At 68.2% G+C, this 15,653-nt stretch carries 16 protein-coding genes and 1 tRNA gene; 5 read left to right on the top strand and 12 right to left on the bottom strand.

Translation table 11 applies throughout. The features are described 5' to 3' along the window. Window positions 1-84: 84 nt before the first annotated feature. Together VGP60_RS13645 and VGP60_RS13640 are read left to right on the top strand one after the other, a co-directional pair. Window positions 85-999, top strand: a complete 915-nt coding sequence (locus tag VGP60_RS13645) for a metallophosphoesterase (RefSeq protein WP_327548390.1) — start codon at window positions 85-87, stop codon at window positions 997-999. A gap of 44 nt (window positions 1,000-1,043) precedes the next feature. Next, window positions 1,044-1,117: transfer RNA gene (locus tag VGP60_RS13640), tRNA-Pro, on the top strand. A gap of 64 nt (window positions 1,118-1,181) precedes the next feature. On the opposite strand, the gene VGP60_RS13635 is transcribed toward VGP60_RS13640, so the two are convergent. Further along, window positions 1,182-1,946 carry a class I SAM-dependent methyltransferase gene (locus tag VGP60_RS13635; RefSeq protein WP_327548342.1) on the bottom strand — a complete coding sequence of 255 codons (765 nt, stop codon included), beginning with the start codon at window positions 1,944-1,946 and terminating at the stop codon, window positions 1,182-1,184. Window positions 1,947-1,986: 40 nt separating this feature from the next. Here VGP60_RS13635 and VGP60_RS13630 point away from each other — a divergent pair, with 40 nt between their 5' ends. Next, on the top strand, window positions 1,987-3,831 hold the full coding sequence (locus tag VGP60_RS13630) for a prolyl oligopeptidase family serine peptidase (protein ID WP_327548341.1): 1,845 nt from the start codon (window positions 1,987-1,989) through the stop codon (window positions 3,829-3,831). A gap of 143 nt (window positions 3,832-3,974) precedes the next feature. On the opposite strand, the gene VGP60_RS13625 is transcribed toward VGP60_RS13630, so the two are convergent. Continuing rightward, complete coding sequence (locus tag VGP60_RS13625) at window positions 3,975-4,601, bottom strand: TIGR03085 family metal-binding protein (protein WP_327548340.1); 627 nt, start codon at window positions 4,599-4,601, stop codon at window positions 3,975-3,977. A gap of 61 nt (window positions 4,602-4,662) precedes the next feature. Here VGP60_RS13625 and VGP60_RS13620 point away from each other — a divergent pair, with 61 nt between their 5' ends. Next, window positions 4,663-5,730: an NADH:flavin oxidoreductase/NADH oxidase gene (locus tag VGP60_RS13620; RefSeq protein ID WP_327548339.1), complete on the top strand. Its 1,068-nt coding sequence runs from the start codon at window positions 4,663-4,665 to the stop codon at window positions 5,728-5,730. 63 nt (window positions 5,731-5,793) lie between these two features. Here VGP60_RS13620 and VGP60_RS13615 read toward each other — a convergent pair whose 3' ends face one another. From VGP60_RS13615 to VGP60_RS13600, 4 genes are all read right to left on the bottom strand, one after another. Then, a complete protein-coding gene (locus tag VGP60_RS13615; protein ID WP_327548338.1) occupies window positions 5,794-7,185 on the bottom strand; it encodes a glutamate decarboxylase in 1,392 nt (463 codons plus the stop codon). 68 nt (window positions 7,186-7,253) lie between these two features. Then, a complete protein-coding gene (locus VGP60_RS13610; RefSeq protein ID WP_327548337.1) occupies window positions 7,254-7,730 on the bottom strand; it encodes a DNA starvation/stationary phase protection protein in 477 nt (158 codons plus the stop codon). Between the two features lie 22 nt (window positions 7,731-7,752). Further along, on the bottom strand, window positions 7,753-8,175 hold the full coding sequence (locus tag VGP60_RS13605) for an organic hydroperoxide resistance protein (protein WP_327548336.1): 423 nt from the start codon (window positions 8,173-8,175) through the stop codon (window positions 7,753-7,755). 146 nt (window positions 8,176-8,321) lie between these two features. Next, window positions 8,322-8,891, bottom strand: a complete 570-nt coding sequence (locus VGP60_RS13600) for an NAD(P)H-dependent oxidoreductase (protein ID WP_327548335.1) — start codon at window positions 8,889-8,891, stop codon at window positions 8,322-8,324. 125 nt (window positions 8,892-9,016) lie between these two features. Between VGP60_RS13600 and VGP60_RS13595 the strand changes: the two genes are divergently transcribed. Continuing rightward, the gene (locus VGP60_RS13595) at window positions 9,017-10,060 is read left to right on the top strand and encodes an alpha/beta hydrolase (protein ID WP_327548334.1); all 1,044 of its coding nucleotides are present in this window, start codon (window positions 9,017-9,019) and stop codon (window positions 10,058-10,060) included. Window positions 10,061-10,155: 95 nt separating this feature from the next. Here VGP60_RS13595 and VGP60_RS13590 read toward each other — a convergent pair whose 3' ends face one another. From VGP60_RS13590 to VGP60_RS13565, 6 genes are all read right to left on the bottom strand, one after another. Then, window positions 10,156-10,761 carry a hypothetical protein gene (locus VGP60_RS13590; RefSeq protein WP_327548333.1) on the bottom strand — a complete coding sequence of 202 codons (606 nt, stop codon included), beginning with the start codon at window positions 10,759-10,761 and terminating at the stop codon, window positions 10,156-10,158. Window positions 10,762-11,242: 481 nt separating this feature from the next. After that, the gene (locus VGP60_RS13585) at window positions 11,243-12,685 is read right to left on the bottom strand and encodes a catalase (protein ID WP_327548332.1); all 1,443 of its coding nucleotides are present in this window, start codon (window positions 12,683-12,685) and stop codon (window positions 11,243-11,245) included. Continuing rightward, complete coding sequence (locus VGP60_RS13580; RefSeq protein ID WP_327548331.1) at window positions 12,682-13,134, bottom strand: Fur family transcriptional regulator; 453 nt, start codon at window positions 13,132-13,134, stop codon at window positions 12,682-12,684. The genes VGP60_RS13585 and VGP60_RS13580 overlap by 4 nt, the downstream gene beginning before the upstream one ends. A gap of 68 nt (window positions 13,135-13,202) precedes the next feature. After that, window positions 13,203-13,943 carry an SDR family NAD(P)-dependent oxidoreductase gene (locus VGP60_RS13575; protein WP_327548330.1) on the bottom strand — a complete coding sequence of 247 codons (741 nt, stop codon included), beginning with the start codon at window positions 13,941-13,943 and terminating at the stop codon, window positions 13,203-13,205. Next, window positions 13,940-14,551, bottom strand: coding sequence for a TetR family transcriptional regulator (locus VGP60_RS13570; protein ID WP_327548329.1), 612 nt, complete (start codon window positions 14,549-14,551; stop codon window positions 13,940-13,942). The genes VGP60_RS13575 and VGP60_RS13570 overlap by 4 nt, the downstream gene beginning before the upstream one ends. Further along, on the bottom strand, window positions 14,532-15,653 hold a 1,122-nt coding region (locus VGP60_RS13565; RefSeq protein WP_327548328.1), incomplete at its 5' end, for an MFS transporter. The genes VGP60_RS13570 and VGP60_RS13565, both read right to left, overlap by 20 nt.

Genomic DNA, 15,653 nt, shown 5'->3' with positions numbered 1-15,653 from the left:
CTCTCGCGAGCCACCCACCCAAGCCGATCCGGTGGCGCCCGTATCCTGGAGCGTGTGAGCACGCTCGGTAGCAAAAGCACTGGCATGGCAAAGGCGAAGCGCGTCGCCTTCGGAACCCTGGCCCTCGGCGCCGCGACGGTGGGCTACGCGGCCGGGATCGAGCGGCGGCACTGGACGCTGCGCACCGCGGAGCTGCCCGTCCTGGCACCCGGCTCCCAGCCGATCAAGGTCCTGCACATCTCCGACCTCCACATGCTGCCCGGCCACCGGTCGAAGCAGGCTTGGGTGACCGCGCTGGACTCGCTCGAGCCGGATCTGGTGGTCAACACCGGGGACAACCTGTCGCACCAGCAGGCAGTGCCGTCGGTGCTGCGCGCGCTCGGGCCGCTGCTGGACCGTCCGGGGGTGTTCATCTTCGGCAGCAACGACTACTACGCGCCGAAGCCGAAGAACCCGGCCCGCTACCTGCTGCCGAGGGGCGGCAAGAAGCGCATCCACGGCGAGCACCTGCCATGGCGGGACCTGCGCGCCGCGTTCGTCGAGCGTGGCTGGGTGGACCTCACGCACGTCCGCCGCACGGTCAAGGTCGCCGGCCAGGAGGTCTTCGCCGCCGGCGTCGACGACCCGCACCTGCGCCGCGACCGCTACTCGGAGATCTCCGGCAAGGCCGATCCGTCCGCCGCGCTGAGGCTGGGCATTTCGCACTCCCCCGAACCGCGCGTGCTCGATGAGTTCGCCGCCGACGGTTACGACCTCGTCCTCGCCGGGCACACTCATGGTGGGCAGCTGCGCGTGCCGATCTACGGCGCGCTCGTCACCAACTGCGCCCTCGACCGCTCCCGCGCGCGCGGCGTCTCCCGCTGGGGGGGCCGCATGTGGATGCACGTTTCCGCCGGTCTCGGCACGTCGCCGTACGCCCCAGTGCGGTTCTCGTGCCCGCCCGAAGCGAGCCTGCTGACGCTGGTCGCACGTGGTGACACGACCCCGATCAAGGGGTGAAAAGACGTCCGATACACTTCTACTCGGCCCAATAAGCAGTACCTCGGGGTGTGGCGCAGCTTGGTAGCGTGCCTCGTTCGGGTCGAGGAGGTCGTGGGTTCGAATCCCGCCACCCCGACGTTAAAGAAGCTCCGCTCGCAGCAATGTGAGCGGAGCTTCTTTCGTTTCTCGGGCAGGATCCGCTAGCGGACGGCGACGACCTCGGTCCAGCACTGCTCGAAATCGCCGTCGCCACCACGGACCCACGCCCACGCCGAGCGCGCGGCGGAGGCCAGTTGGTCGCGGTCGCGGCCGGGCAACTCGATGGCGGCGACGAGCCGGGCTTCGACGTAACGGGCGAGTTCGCGGTAGCCCATGTCCTTGCGGTGGCGGGTCCGGGTCCGGACGACCCGGAAACCGGCCTGCTCGACGTGTCCGACGATTTTCTTGCCCGCGAACGGGTCCGCGCCCGTGCGACGGCGGAGCAGATAGTGGCCGCGCAGGGCGGCGTCGACGTTGGCCGTGCGCGGGCGCAGTTTCGCGCGACTCCAGTCCGAAGTGGACAGTGCGATGGCACCACCGGGCCGAAGCACCCGGCGGATTTCCGCGAGTGCGTCGGCGGGACGGGCGAGATGCTCGAAAAGCGCGTGCGCGAAAACGAGGTCCATACTTTCGTCGGGTAGCGGGAGCTCGTAGACCGACGCGGCCAGGAAGTCCACAGTGGACGATCCGACGATCTTCGCCGCCGCGCGGGCGAGGGCGACCTGGCCCGGCTCGCTGTCGACGCCGAGCACCCGCGCGGCGGGGATAAGCCCCACGGTGATCGATCCGGGCCCGCAACCGACGTCCAGCACGCGTGCCTGCGGGTTCAACAACGACATCGCGAACTCGGCCCGCTCCGGGGCGCCTCGCCCGGCCATCATCGACATCGCATCCTGGGCGTAGCCCGGCGCGTAACCCTCCAGCACCCCGCACACAGTACGGGCAAACACGTGGCAGGATCGAGAGGTGAATACGCAGCCTGGAACCCAGCACCCGTCAGCGGTGGTCCCGGACCGCCTTTTCGACGACGCCGAAGCCGAAACAAGGTGGCGCGCGCGGTTCCACGCCCCCCGGATTTCCGTCCCGGACTGGGCCATCGACGCGCCGGACGCCAACCTCTACGTATCGAACGCGAGCGGCGTCTGGGAGGTCTACGCCTGGAACAGGGCGACGGGCGAGCATCGCCGGGTCACCGATCGGCCCAACGGCACGATGATGGCCACGCCGTCGCCGGACGGCGAGTCGATCTGGTGGTTCAACGACACCGACGGCGACGAATTCGGCTCCTGGGTGCGCGAACCGTTCGCCGGTGGCGCCGCGGCCGAGCGGGCGGTGCCGGACGTGCACGACGGCTACCCGGCCGGGCTCGAGATCGGCACCGACGTGATCACCATCGGCGTCTCGACCGACGACGGCAGCCGCCTCTTCGCGCACAAGGCCGGCAAGACGGAGTTGTTCTACTCACACGAGGACGACGCCGGTATCGCGTCGATGTCGCGCGACGAGAGCCTCCTCGCGCTGTCGCACTCCGAGCACGGCGACTCGCGCCACCCGGCCCTGCGCGTGGTGAACACGGCCGATTTCGCGGCGGTAGCGGACAAATGGGACGGAGAGGGCAAAGGACTCTCCGCGCTGAGCTTCTCGCCGGTGCTCGGCGACCAGCGACTGCTCGTCCTGCACGAGCGTCGCGGCCGCGAGGAGCTGATGATCTGGGACATCACCGCCGACACCGAAACCGAGATCGAACTCGAGCTGCCGGGCGAGGTTTCCGCCGACTGGTACCCGGAAGCCGACGCGCTTCTGGTCGCGCAGTTCCATCAGGGCCGCAGTTCCCTTTACCGGTACGAACTCGAGAGCGGCAAACTGTCCTCTTTGGACACCTCGCCGGGTCGCATCGGCGGCGCGGGCGTGCGCCCGGACGGGACCGTCGAGTACTCGTGGTCGAGCGCGGCCCAGCCGACGGCGGTGCGCGTCCGGACGTCCGACGGCACGGACAGCGTCCTGCTGGAGCCGCCGGGCGAGCGGGCGCCGGAGTCGGCCCCGATCACCGACGCGTTCGTCGAAGGTGTCGGCGGGCAGATCCACGCGCTGGTCTCGCGCCCGGTCGACGCGCCGGAAGGCCCGCTGCCGACAGTGTTCTCCCTGCACGGCGGCCCGCACGCTGCCGACGAGGACCGCTTCTCGGCGTACCGCGCGACCTGGCTCGACGCCGGATTCGCCGTCGTCGAGGTCAACTACCGCGGTTCGACCGGGTACGGCTCCGCTTGGCGTGACGCGATCGAGGGCAGGCCGGGCCTGACCGAGCTCGAAGACGTCGCGTCGGTGCACGACTGGGCGGTCCAAAGTGGACTCGCCGACCCCAAGAAGTGTGTGGTGAACGGCGCTTCGTGGGGCGGGTACCTGTCGCTGCTCGCGCTCGGCACGCAGCCGGGCCGGTGGGCGGCCGGGGTCGCGGGCGTGCCGGTGGCGGACTACGTCGCCGCGTACGAGGACGAGATGGAGCAGTTGCGCTCGTTCGACCGCGCACTGTTCGGCGGCTCGCCGGAGTCCGTGCCCGCGGTGTACGACGAGTGCTCGCCGATCACCTACGTCGACGCCGTCGCGGTGCCGGTGCTGGTGCTCGCCGGGGACAACGACCCGCGTTGCCCGATCCGGCAGATCGAGAACTACCTCGACAGGCTCGCGAAGCGCGATCTGCCGTACGAGTTCTACCGGTACGACGCCGGGCACGGGTCGCTGGTGATCGCCGAGACGATCAAGCAGACGTCCATCGAGGTCCACTTCGCCCTGCGAGCCCTCGGCCTCCGCTGATCCCCAAGTTGTCCACAGGACTTATCCACAAACCCCTCGGACTGTGGATAACTTCCGAATATGTCGACATATTCGGAAGTTCAGCCGGGGGCGCTTGTGGACAACCCGGGAAAGTGTCGACACATTCCTGGGCGAGGGGCGGATTAGACGCCTCGGGTGGTGGACTGGAGGGATTTGACGGCGGACTCGGGGCCGTCGAAGGTGACGTTGACGGCGTCGCGGCCGAAGGCGTAGAGCAGCAGGTCCATCGGGGCGCCGACGACGGCGACCTGGTCCGGTCCCTTCTTCACCGTCGCCTCGCGGCCGTCGGGCATCCGCAGGATGACGCCCACCGGGCTCTTGCGGAAGTTCAGGCGGCCGCCCTGGGTGGCGGCCTTCCAGGTCGCGGCGTCGCGGGTCGGGTCGGCGGGGCGCGGCTTCCAGTCGGGCTGCGCGCGGCGGACGTCTTCGTGGTGGACGAGGAACTCGGCGGCGTTGGTGAGCTCGTCGAGCGGGCCGAACGACGCGGGCCAGAACCACGGCGGGCCCGTTCGCACGGTCTCGACCAGCTCACCCCAGGGCCGCTTCGCGTAACCGTCCTGAACGCGCTGGGTATGACCGGCGAGCGCCGGGATCATGATGCCCGGCGCGGCGTCCAAACGATGCTCACGCACGACCAGGTGCGCGGCGAGGTCCCGCGTCTGCCAGCCCTCGCACAGCGTCGGCGCGTCCGGGCCGAGCTCGTCGAAAAGCGCGGACAGCGCGAGCCGTTCATCCTTGGCGATTCCCATGAGAGCAACGTTACCCGCTGGTAGCGGATGGGCGCACCATGTCGTGCCGTTGTATGTAGGTGTGAGCCGTCTCTTCGAACCCCTCAGCATCCGCGATCTCACCGTGTCGAACCGCGCGTGGGTTTCCCCGATGTGCCAGTACTCCTCGACCGACGGCCTGCCGAACGACTGGCACCTCATGCACCTCGGCCAGTTCGCCGCCGGCGGCGCCGGGCTCGTGATGACCGAGGCCAGCGCGGTCACGCCGGAAGGCCGGATCAGCCCGCAGGACGCCGGGATCTGGAACGACGAGCAGGCGGCGGCTTGGCGCCGGATCACCACGTTCATCCACCACCAGGGCACCTACGCCGGTATGCAGCTCGCCCACGCCGGCCGCAAGGCTTCCACCCGACGGCCGTGGGACGGGTCCGGCACCGTGCCGGAGGAGGAAGGCGGCTGGCGGGCCGTCGGTGCCGACGACCAGCCCTTCGGCGAGTACGCCCCGGCGCGGCCGTTCTCGGAGGCCGAGGTCGCGCAGCTGCCCGGCCAGTTCGCGGCCGCGGCCCGGCGCGCGGTCAACGCCGGTTTCGACGTCGTCGAGCTGCACTTCGCCCACGGCTACCTGGTGCACCAGTTCTACTCACCGCTGTCCAACTCGCGCACCGACCGCTACGGCGGCGACTTCGAGGGCCGGACCCGGCTCGCGCTGGAGATCGCCGAAGCCGTCCGCGAGGAACTCGGCGAAGGCCGCCCGATCTTCGCGCGCTTGTCCGCGACCGACTGGGAGGACGGCGGCTGGACCATCGAAGACTCCGTCCGCCTCGCGCGGCTCCTCGACGAGCGCGGTATCGACCTCATCGACACCTCGTCCGGCGGCAACACCCCGGCGCCGAACATCCCGATCGGCCCCGGCTACCAGGTGCCGCTGGCCGAACGCATCCGCACCGACGCGAAGATCGCGACCGGCGCGGTCGGCATGATCACCGATCCCGAGCAGGCCGAGGAGATCATCGCCTCCGGCGCGGCCGACGCCGTTTTCCTGGCCAGGGCCCTGCTCCGCGACCCGCACTGGCCGCTGCGCGCCGCCAACGCCCTCGGCGCCGACGCCCGGTGGGCGGATCAGTACGCGCGGGCGAAGTCCTGGCGCTAAAGAAGTGGCATGAACGGACCTTTCATCTCGAATTTCGAGATGAAAGGTCCGTTCATGCCACTTTCAGTGGTGGAAGCCCGTGCTGGTGGCGGGATCGTGGGTGGGGGCGTCCTGTTTGGCGAGGTCGGAGAGTACCTGGGTGAGGTGTCCGAGCAGCAGGTCGGCGAGGTCGTGGGTGAAGCCGTTGCGGACCACGATCCGCAGCACCGCCAGGTCCGTCCGGTTCTCCGGGAACGTGTAGGCCGGCACCAGCCAGCCGCGTTCCCGAAGCCGCCGCGACACGTCGTAGACGTCGAAAGCCGTGACGTCCGGCGCGGTCGTGAACGCGAACACGGGTAGCTGGTCGCCGCGCGTCAGCAAGCGGAACTCCGGCAGCTCGCCGATCTTGTCCGCCAGGTAGGTCGCGACATCGCGCGAAGCCTGTTGCACCGCACGGAAACCTTCACGTCCCAGTCGCACGAACGTGTAGTACTGCGCGGCGACCTGGGCGCCCGGGCGGGAGAAGTTGAGGGCGAAAGTCGGCATGTCGCCGCCGAGGTAGTTGACGTTGAACACGAGCTCGGACGGCAGCGCCGCGCGGTCGCGCCACACCACCCAGCCGACGCCCGGATAGACCAGCCCGTACTTGTGGCCCGAGGTGTTGATCGACGCCACCCGCGGCAGCCGGAAGTCCCACTCCAGGTCAGTGTGGAGGAAGGGTGCGATCATCGCGCCGGACGCGCCGTCGACGTGGATCGGGATGTCGAAGCCGGTCTTGGCCTGGAATTCGTCCAATGCGGCGGCGATTTCGGCGACCGGCTCGTAGCTGCCGTCGAAAGTGGACCCCAGTATCGCGACGACACCGATCGTGTTCTCGTCGCAGTGCGCGACGGCTTCCCCGGCGGACAGGTGGAACCGATCGCCCTCCATCGGCACCAGCCGCGGCTCGACTTCCCAGTATTCGCAGAACTTTTCCCAGCACACCTGGACGTTCGCGCCCATCACGAGATTGGGCTTGCCGGTGCGGCCGAGCTTGGACCAACGCCGTTTGAAGGCCATCCCGGCGAGCATGCAGGCCTCGGAGGAACCCGTGGTCGAGCAGCCGATGATGTCGGCGGGGTCCGGGGCGTTCCAGAGATCGGCGAGGATCGCGACGCAGCGGCGCTCCAGCTCAGCCGTCTGCGGGTACTCGTCCTTGTCGATCATGTTCTTTTCGGCGCACTCGGCCATCAGCTCGCGCGCCTGCGGTTCCATCCAGGTCGTCACGAAGGTGGCGAGGTTGAGCCGGGCGTTGCCGTCGAGCATCAGCTCGTCGCGAACCAGCTGCAACGCCGTGTCGGCGGGGAGCGCGATGTCGAGCAGTCGTTCGCGCGGCGGGGTCAGCTCCGCACCGAGCGCCGGGTTCATCCCGGTATAGAACGGATTCGTCCCGCCGGGGTTGTCGGGGCGACTCGGGTTTCCCTTGTGCAGCACCATGATTTCGAGGCTAGTACGCCGAAGGCCGCCACGGGCGGACCGTGGCGGCCTTCAAACGAGTGAAAACGTCAGGCTTGCTGCGCCTGCCACATCCAGTGAGCCTTCTCCAGCTCCTGGGTGATCTCGATGAGGAGGTCCTGCGTCACCAGGTCGCTCTTGTCGGTCTCGTCGATCCACTTGCGCAGCCGCGCGATCATGGCGCCGAGGATGTCGACGATCGCGGCCACCGTGGACTCGACGGACTGCCAGTTGTCGGGGTACTCGGGCACGCCCGAGCTCGCGACGACGGTCTTCGCCTTGCCGTTGGGCGAAATCCCGATGGCGTTGGCCCGTTCGGCCACCGCGTCGACGTACTGCCGCGCGGTGTCGACCAACTCGTCGAGCTGCAGATGCGCGCTCCGGAAGTTGGCCCCCACCACGTTCCAATGGGCCTGCTTGGCGATGAGGGACAGATCGACCAGGTCGACGAGCGTCGATTGCAACGCGTTGCCGGTGACCTCCCGGTCGCTGTCGCTCAGCGGGCTTTTGATCGGAGAGTTGACCATTTCCAGTCCTTCCTTGAAGTTCTCAGACGGTCGCGGTGAGCGCGACCTCGATGTTTCCGCGGGTGGCGTTGGAGTACGGGCAAACCTGGTGGGCCTGCGCGACGAGCTCGTCGGCCTGCGCCTGGTCGAGACCGGGCAGCGAAACCTTCAGCGCGACGCCGAGGCCGAAGCCCTGACCCTGCTTGTGCAGGCTGACCTCGCCGGTCACGGTGGTCGCGGGAAGCTTGACCTTCGCTCCCCTGGCGACCGCCTGGAGCGCGCTGTGGAAACACGCCGCGTAACCGGCGGCGAAGAGCTGCTCCGGGTTGGTCTTCTCCCCGCCGGGGCCGCCCATCTCCTTGGGCACCGCGAGGGACTCGTCGATGACGCCGTCGGACGAGGTCACCTCGCCGTTCCGGCCGTCGCCACGAGCGGTTGCCACTGCGGTGTAGATCGCCTCAGCCATGTGTTCGCTTACCTCCATGTACGGACGCGCTCCGTTGAGCGCCTCACTGGTAACAACGTTCCCGTTCAAGGGAATCGTGCCACCACATGGCAGGCATCACTCTCTCTACAGGCACCACTTCTGGTGGATACCCCAGTGATCGGCCGCTAAACGCGGCGCTGCGCGAACTCGGTCACCTGAGCGCCGATGAGCCGCAGCGTGCGGACGGCCTTCTCCTCGGAGGCGCCGCCGGTCTCGTCGAACTTCACCTCGGCCGAGTTGAGCGAACCGCCCAACGGCGTCGGCCAGCCGCGCAGGGCGTGCGCGATGGTCCGGAGCTGGTCCAGCGTCGTGACGGCGGCCTGCCAGCCGTACGCGACGGCAGCGAGCCCCACGGCCCGGCCGTCGAGATACGGGCGGCTGTCGTCGCGAAGGTCCTCGATGTAGTCCAGGGCGTTCTTGACCAGCCCGGACAACGCGCCGTGGTAGCCGGGCGAGACCACGATGATCCCGTCGGCGGTGCGGACGGCCTCGATGAGCCGGGTCGCCTTCTCGCTGCGTTCCAGCTCGGCGGCGTCATAGAAGGGCAGTAGCAGGTCTCCGCCGGTGATCGCGCTGATGTTCGCGCCAGCTTCCGCGGCGCCGTCGAGCGCTATTCGGAGTGCCCTTTCGGACTGGGAACCGTCACGAAGGGAGCCACCGATGCCGAGCACGTTGACCGCTGCTGCTGAAGTCACGCTTTTGAGGTTAACCCCTCCAGTTAGGTAGAGGACCAGGATTTGGGACGGAGTCCTCGGTCACAGCTGGACCCGATTCCTACTGACGAGTAGCGTCCCGATCGGACCGCACATACGGAGGAAGCATGTCGATACCGCTCCAAGTACGCATTCAGGCCGCCGGCGCCCAGTTGATGTTCGCGATGCCGCAGGTGGTCCGCAGGCTGATCGCGGGCCGGCCGCTTCGGCTGGACGGCCAGGAACTCGCACTGGACGCGCAACTGCTCCTCAAGCTCCAGCAGATTTCGGGGGCCGGCCTGGTAAAGGGCACTGTCGACGAGTCGCGGGCCAACCTGCTCGGTTCGCGGCATCTCGTCAGTGGCAAGCCACTCGAACCGGTCGCGACCCGCGAACTCGCGATCCCCGGCGAGGACGGCGACATCCCCGCGACGCTCTACACACCGGGCGGGCTTCCGGAGCCTTCCGGGCTGCTCGTCTTCTATCACGGTGGCGGCTGGGTACTCGGCACTCGCGAGAGCCACGACACGACCGCGCGGTTCCTGGCCGTGCACGCCGGCGTCCGCGTGCTGTCCGTCGAATACCGCCTGGCGCCGGAACACCCGTTCCCGGCCGCGACCTCCGACGCCTTGGCCGCCTTCGACTACGCCCACGCGAAGGCCGGTGAGCTCGGCGCGGATCCCGCCCGGATCGCCGCCGGCGGGGACAGCGCGGGCGGCAACCTCGCCGCCGTGACGGCCCAGGTGACAACTCGCCGCGGTGGTCCGGCGCCGAAGTTCCAGCTGCTCTTCTACCCGGCGACGGATTTCAGCACGCGCCGGCGGTCCCGCGAACTGTTCGGCAAGGGCCTGTTCCTGACCGACGTCGACATGGACTGGTTCGAAGGCCACTACGCGCCGAAAGGCACCGACGTGACCGACCCGCGACTGTCGCCGCTGCTCGCCGAGGACCTGTCCGGATTGCCGCCGGCGTATATCGCGACGGCGGGATTCGACCCGCTCCGGGACGAGGGCGAGGCTTATGCGAAACGGCTCCAAGAAGCCGGGGTTCCGACGGCGTTGAGCCGCCAGCCGGATCTCGTGCACGGTTATGTGAATTTCCTCGGCGTCGGCCGCCGATTCCGCGAGGCGACGATGGAAGCCGCGGGTGCGCTCAGGTTAGGCCTCAGTTGAGGAAATAAGAAATATGAAAAAGCTTCCAAATAACCGGAATCCGGTGCGGAATGACCTCCGCACCGGATTCCGGTTCCCCCCGATTATCGGTTCCGCTACGGGGTCGGCAGCGGAGCCGGAACGGGCACGGGCGGCACGGGAACGGGCAGTGCCGGGACTGGCAGCGGCGGGACGGGCACTCCCGGGACTGGCAGCGGCGGCAACGGGAGCGGGATCGGGAGCGCGGACAGCAGGCTCGACAGCAGACCCGTCACCGCGTTCAGCAGTGTCTTGAGCAGGTCCGAGACGATGCTCAGCGGCGGCGGCAGGGACGGCAGCAGGGCGCCGACGTCCGGCAGCGGCGGCAACTGACGCGGCGTGGCCTTGGGGTTGTTGAGGATCCGGCCCGTCTCGTCGGAGCGGACCTTCGAGTCCGAGGCCCTCTCCTGCGCGTCGACCTGGATGGCGTACCGCTTCCCGGCCGCGACGTCACCCAGCAACGGGCTGAGCTTCTTCAGCGAGGCCTTCGTGGCGGCGACGTCGCCGGCGTAGGCCACCTTGGTCAGGTCGTCACGTGCCTGCAAGACCTGCGTGAACGCGGCCTCGGTACTGGACGATCCCTTCCCACCCGACGTGCTTGCGCCGGCCACGCTGCCCGAGGCCAACACCAGCAAACTACCCACCGCGACTACGGCGATTGATCGTGCAATGTTGCTTTTCATTATTACTTTTCCTCCTGGCCTCAATGGACCCAACGGACTTAATGGGTACTCGCAGTGCCGGGGATACACCAGCCGATCACCGGTTAGAGCAGATTTCTAACCCTTACGTGCCGAATTCGATGTTGGCGATATCGCCCTCAATTGATTAACCCCTTGTCCTTGCGCATACCTCGGATGATCAACTTCGCGGGGGCGAAAATTGACTCTCCGCATTCACCTCACCCGTCTGAACATTCGGGTCACTCGTAGTGGTGTATTCAGTGATCGTTTACCTTCATCACTCCGCTGGACTGCGGGTCGCCACTGCTCCAGACGAGGCATGTCCCCCACGGATGTACCACCGCAGGGGTGACACCCACAATGTGAATCTCTATAGGTATGCGCAGGCCCATCACCATAAAACGCCCATCACCACAAAACACAGAGCGGCCCGGCGAGCAGTGCTCGCCGGGCCGCTTGCCTCGTGGTGGGAGTCTCGGTGTTACTTCGTGAACGCCGCGGCGATCTTGTCGCCGAGGGTCTTGTCCACATTGCGCCAGTACTCGAAGACGCGGTCCAGCACGGGCTGGGACACGTCGTTCGACGCGTGGCCGATGATGTTGTTCGCGAGCCGCTCGCGCTGCTCGTCGTTCAGCACCTCGCGGACGAGGGTGCCGGGCTGGCCGAAGTCGTCGTCCTCGGCGTGCAGCTTGTACGCGGAACGGATGACCTCGTCCTCGACGCCGTACGTCGAAGCCGTCTCGCCGGCCAGCGTCGCGTCGGCGTGCGGACCGCCGAACGAGTTGGGCGCGTAGACCGGGTCGGCCGGGTTGTTGAAGCGCATCGCGCCGTCACGCGAGTAGCTGTTCACCTCGGACTTGGCCGCGTTGACCGGCAGCTGGGCGTAGTTCGCGCCGATCCGGTAGCGGTGGGCGTCCGGGTAGGCGAACAGCCGGCCCTGGAGCATCTTGTCCGGTGACGGGCCGATGCCCGGGACCAGGTTCGACGGCTCGAACGCGGCCTGCTCGATCTGCTCGAAGTAGTTCGACGGGTTCCGGTCGAGGACGTACCGGCCGACCTTGATCAGCGGGTAGTCGCCGTGCGGCCACACCTTGGTCAGGTCGAACGGGTTGAAGCGGTAGTCCGCGGCGTCCTCGTACGGCATGACCTGGACGTGCAGCGTCCAGCTCGGGTGGTTGCCCGTCTTGATGTTCCGGAACAGGTCACGGATGTAGTAGTCCGAGTCCTGGCCCGCGAGCTCGTCGCCGCGTGCCTGGGTCAGGAAGTCGATGCCCTGGTCGCTCTTGAAGTGATACTTGACCCAGAACCGCTCGCCGCCGGCGTTCTCCCACAGGTAAGTGTGCGAGCCGTAGCCGTTCATCTCGCGCCAGCTCGATGGGAGGCCGCGGTCGCCCATCAGCCAGGTGACCTGATGGGCGGACTCGGGACGCAGGGTCCAGAAGTCCCACTGGATGTCGTGATCGCGCAGGTGGTTGTCGGCGCGGCGCTTCTGCGAGTGGATGAAGTCCGGGAACTTGATCGGGTCGCGGATGAAGAACACCGGCGTGTTGTTGCCGACGATGTCGTAGTTGCCCTGCGAGGTGTAGAACTTCACGGCGAAACCGCGCGGGTCGCGCCAGGTGTCGGGCGAACCGGCCTCACCGGCGACCGAGGAGAAGCGGATGACGCTTTCGGTGCGCGTGCCCGGCTGGAACAGCGCGGCCTTGGTGAACTGGCTGACATCCTCGGTGACCTCGAGGAAACCGAACGCACCGCCGCCCTTCGCGTGCACGACGCGCTCCGGCACCCGCTCGCGGTTGAACTGCGCGTTCTTCTCGATGAGGTAGTGGTCCTGCAGCAGGATCGGGCCGTTGGCGCCGATCGTCAGCGAGTCGTTGTCACTGCCGATGGGGATGCCAACGTTGTTGGTGGTCGGCTTCGTCATGCCGTGACCTCCTGGTTTGTGGTGGATTCAGCGATGCAGTCGGGGCACAGACCCCAGAAGACGACCTCTGCTTCGTCGACCTCGAAACCCGCTGTCGCGGAGGGCTCGAGGCAGGGTGCGGATCCGTGCACGCAGTCGACGTCTTCGGTGCGGCCACAGGTCCGGCAGACGAGGTGGTGGTGGTTGTCCCCTGTTCGTGTCTCGAAGCGGGCCGGCTGTCCGGCGGGCTCGATCCGTCTCACCAAACCGGCTTTCGTGCACGCGCCCAGCACGTCGTAAACGGCTTGCGTGGACACCGAGCCGAGCAGCGGCCGGATCCCCGCGGCGACCTGGTCGGCCGCCATGTGGGGATGCTCGGCGAGCCACTCGAGCACGGCGATCCTCGGCGCGGTGATCCGGAGACCTGCCGAGCGGAGGCGCTCTCGCACGGGGCTTTGCTGGTGATTCATGACCTCGCCAGCTTGTCCCCTTTTCTGGAATGAGTCAAGAAAAGGGGTGAGGTCGAGTGACCCACGCCTCAGCAGCCGTAGCCGCCGTCGACGTCCAACGCCTGGCCGGAGATGAAGTTCGCGCGCTCGGACGCGAGGAAACACACCGCCTCCGCGATGTCGGCGGCCGAGCCGAACCGGCGCAGCGGGATGTTGCCGCGGGTGATCCGCAGCGCTTCGTCGTCCAGTTCGCCGGACTCGATCAGGCGCGCGGCCATGCCGTCGGTCAGCATCCCGGGGCCGACGCTGTTCGCGCGCACGCCGAAGCGGCCTTCCTCCGCCGCGATCCCGCGGACCAGTGCCTCGATCGCCGCCTTGGGCGCGGCGGAAAGGCCATCGCGGACGGGGTAGCGCCGGTTGGCCGCGGTCGTGACGGCGACCAGCGAGCCCTTGCTCGCGCGCAGCAGCGGAAGGGCCTGCTGGACCAGGGAAAAGAACCCGGCCGCGTCGACGTCGAGCTGCTTGCGGAACTGCTCCGGGGTCACCCGGCTCAGATGCACCATCGGCACATGCGGCCCGGACGCGTAGACCAGTGTGTGCACCGGCCCGAGCGCCGAGAGCAGTGCTCCGGTCGCGTCGGCGTCACCCAGATCCAGCCGATATCCGGTCACCCGGTCGGACTCCAGCGCCGCGGCGCCTTCGACGTCACGGAAATAGGTGAACGCGACCGCGCTCCCCCGCTCGGCGAACATCGCGGCGATGGCCGAGCCGATCCCGCCCGTCCCGCCGGTCACCAAGGCCACACCGTCACGTCCGGCGAAGTCGCTCACAGCGGCAAACCCTCCTCTAGCAGTGCGAAACCGCGGTCCATGCCCTCGACGAAGTCCGGCGCCGGATCGTCCACAATGGCCAGAAAGGCCGCCAGTGCGACACCGACGATCGCCCCGGCCCAGATCCGCACGGCGAAGTCGTCCTTCTCCCGGCCGGAGCGGACGGCGGCCGCTTCGGCGAGCATCGTCAGGCCGGCGCTGAACTGGTCCAGCGTCGCCGCCCGCAGCTCGGGGACCGCGAAAACCAGTGCCTGCCTGCTCTTCTCGCGCTCCAGGTCTTCGGCCGGAAGCCGGGTGAAGACCTCGCGAAGCGTCGCGCGGATCGCGGCGATCGGCGAAAGGTCCTCGGGCTGAGCGGTGAAGGCTTCGATCAGGATCGGATCGAGCTCGTCGTAGAGGACGGTCTCTTCCTTGGTCGGGAAGTACCGGAAGAACGTGCTCGGGGAGATCTCCGCGGCTTCCGCGATCTGGTCGACGGTCGTCTGCGCGTAGCCCTGCTCGCGGAACAACCGCAACGCGTGCAGCTGGATGGCGGCACGCGTCGCGGCCTTCTTTCGCTCACGCAGGCCGACCGGCCGAGCTGAGCGTTCAGAGGGAGACGACGTCATGCTCCGATTGTGGCGCCTCGACGGCCGGCTCCGAAGCGCGACCCGGCAAGAAGATCAGCGTCAGCACGATTCCCGCGACGGCGATCCCGGCGCAAGTCCACAACGTGCCGGCCATGCCGTGCGGGAACGCGGCGCGTGCGGAGTCGGCCAAGCCCGGTGAGCCGACGGCCACCGCGGCCATCGCACTGCCTTTCGCCACCTCCGCGACCTGGGCGGGGAGGCCCGTGACGTCGACCTGCGCGCGATACCCCGCGTTGAGGACGGTGCCGAGGATCGCGACGCCGATGGTGCCGCCGACCTGGCGCAACGCCTGGATCATCGCCGAACCCGAGCCTTCACGGCCTTCGCTGAGCGCGCTCAGCGCGAGGGTCATCAACGGCGTCAGCGTGAACCCGGTGCCCAGCCCGACGATCACTTCCCAGGTCGCGGTGAAGCCGAAACCGTCGCCGGCGGAATTCGCCGTCCCGATCATGAGGCCCGCGGCGAGCAGGGCGAACCCGGCCGCGACCGTCGCCTTGCCGCCCGCATTGGCGAGGGCGCGCTCGGCGAGCTTGGCGCCGACGAGCATGCCGCCGATCAGCGGCAGCAGCCGAAGCCCGGTGCCCAGCGCGTTCGCGCCCTGTACGGCCTGGAACAGCTGCGGCAGCACGAACATCAGGCCCATCAACGCGAACGACGCCACTGTCGCGAGGATCGCGCCCCAGCTGAACAGCCGTGACGAGAACAGCGCTTTGTCGATCAATGGGCTCGGCGTCCGGCGCTCCCACCAGGCGAACACGGCCAGCAGGACAGCACCGGCCGCGATCAGCAGCAGCGAACGGACGTCGTCCCGGCCGCGTTCGCCGATCTCCACGAAACCGTAGGTCAGGGCGATGAGCCCGAGGCTCGAGACGGCGATGCCCGGCAGGTCGATGCTCCCCGAGCGGTGGCCCTTGAGCCCCGGGATCCAGAGCACGACCGCGACCAGGCCGACAAGCACGAGCGGGACGTTGATGAGGAACACCGAGCCCCACCAGAAGTTGTCCAGCAGCCAGCCGCCGAACACCGGCCCGAGCGGGATGCCGACGAAGGTCGCCATCACCCAGACCGTCAGCGCGCGGGC

It is taken from the genome of Amycolatopsis sp., from assembly GCF_036008905.1.
Classification (GTDB): Bacteria; Actinomycetota; Actinomycetes; order Mycobacteriales; family Pseudonocardiaceae; genus Amycolatopsis.
Note: the sequence above shows the minus strand (reverse complement) of the source record. Positions and strands in the feature narration are given on the sequence as shown.

Bases quoted from the DNA above. Each gene is read 5' to 3' on its own strand.
- VGP60_RS13585 (WP_327548332.1), bottom strand. From the start codon at position 12,685: ATGACGAAGCCGACCACCAACAACGTTGGCATCCCCATCGGCAGTGAC.
- VGP60_RS13615 (WP_327548338.1), bottom strand. From the start codon at position 7,185: ATGGTGCTGCACAAGGGAAACCCGAGTCGCCCCGACAACCCCGGCGGG.
- VGP60_RS13610 (WP_327548337.1), bottom strand. From the start codon at position 7,730: ATGGTCAACTCTCCGATCAAAAGCCCGCTGAGCGACAGCGACCGGGAG.
- VGP60_RS13570 (WP_327548329.1), bottom strand. From the start codon at position 14,551: ATGACGTCGTCTCCCTCTGAACGCTCAGCTCGGCCGGTCGGCCTGCGT.
- VGP60_RS13645 (WP_327548390.1), top strand. From the start codon at position 85: ATGGCAAAGGCGAAGCGCGTCGCCTTCGGAACCCTGGCCCTCGGCGCC.
- VGP60_RS13595 (WP_327548334.1), top strand. From the start codon at position 9,017: ATGTCGATACCGCTCCAAGTACGCATTCAGGCCGCCGGCGCCCAGTTG.
- VGP60_RS13605 (WP_327548336.1), bottom strand. From the start codon at position 8,175: ATGGCTGAGGCGATCTACACCGCAGTGGCAACCGCTCGTGGCGACGGC.
- VGP60_RS13580 (WP_327548331.1), bottom strand. From the start codon at position 13,134: ATGAATCACCAGCAAAGCCCCGTGCGAGAGCGCCTCCGCTCGGCAGGT.
- VGP60_RS13625 (WP_327548340.1), bottom strand. From the start codon at position 4,601: ATGGGAATCGCCAAGGATGAACGGCTCGCGCTGTCCGCGCTTTTCGAC.
- VGP60_RS13590 (WP_327548333.1), bottom strand. From the start codon at position 10,761: ATGAAAAGCAACATTGCACGATCAATCGCCGTAGTCGCGGTGGGTAGT.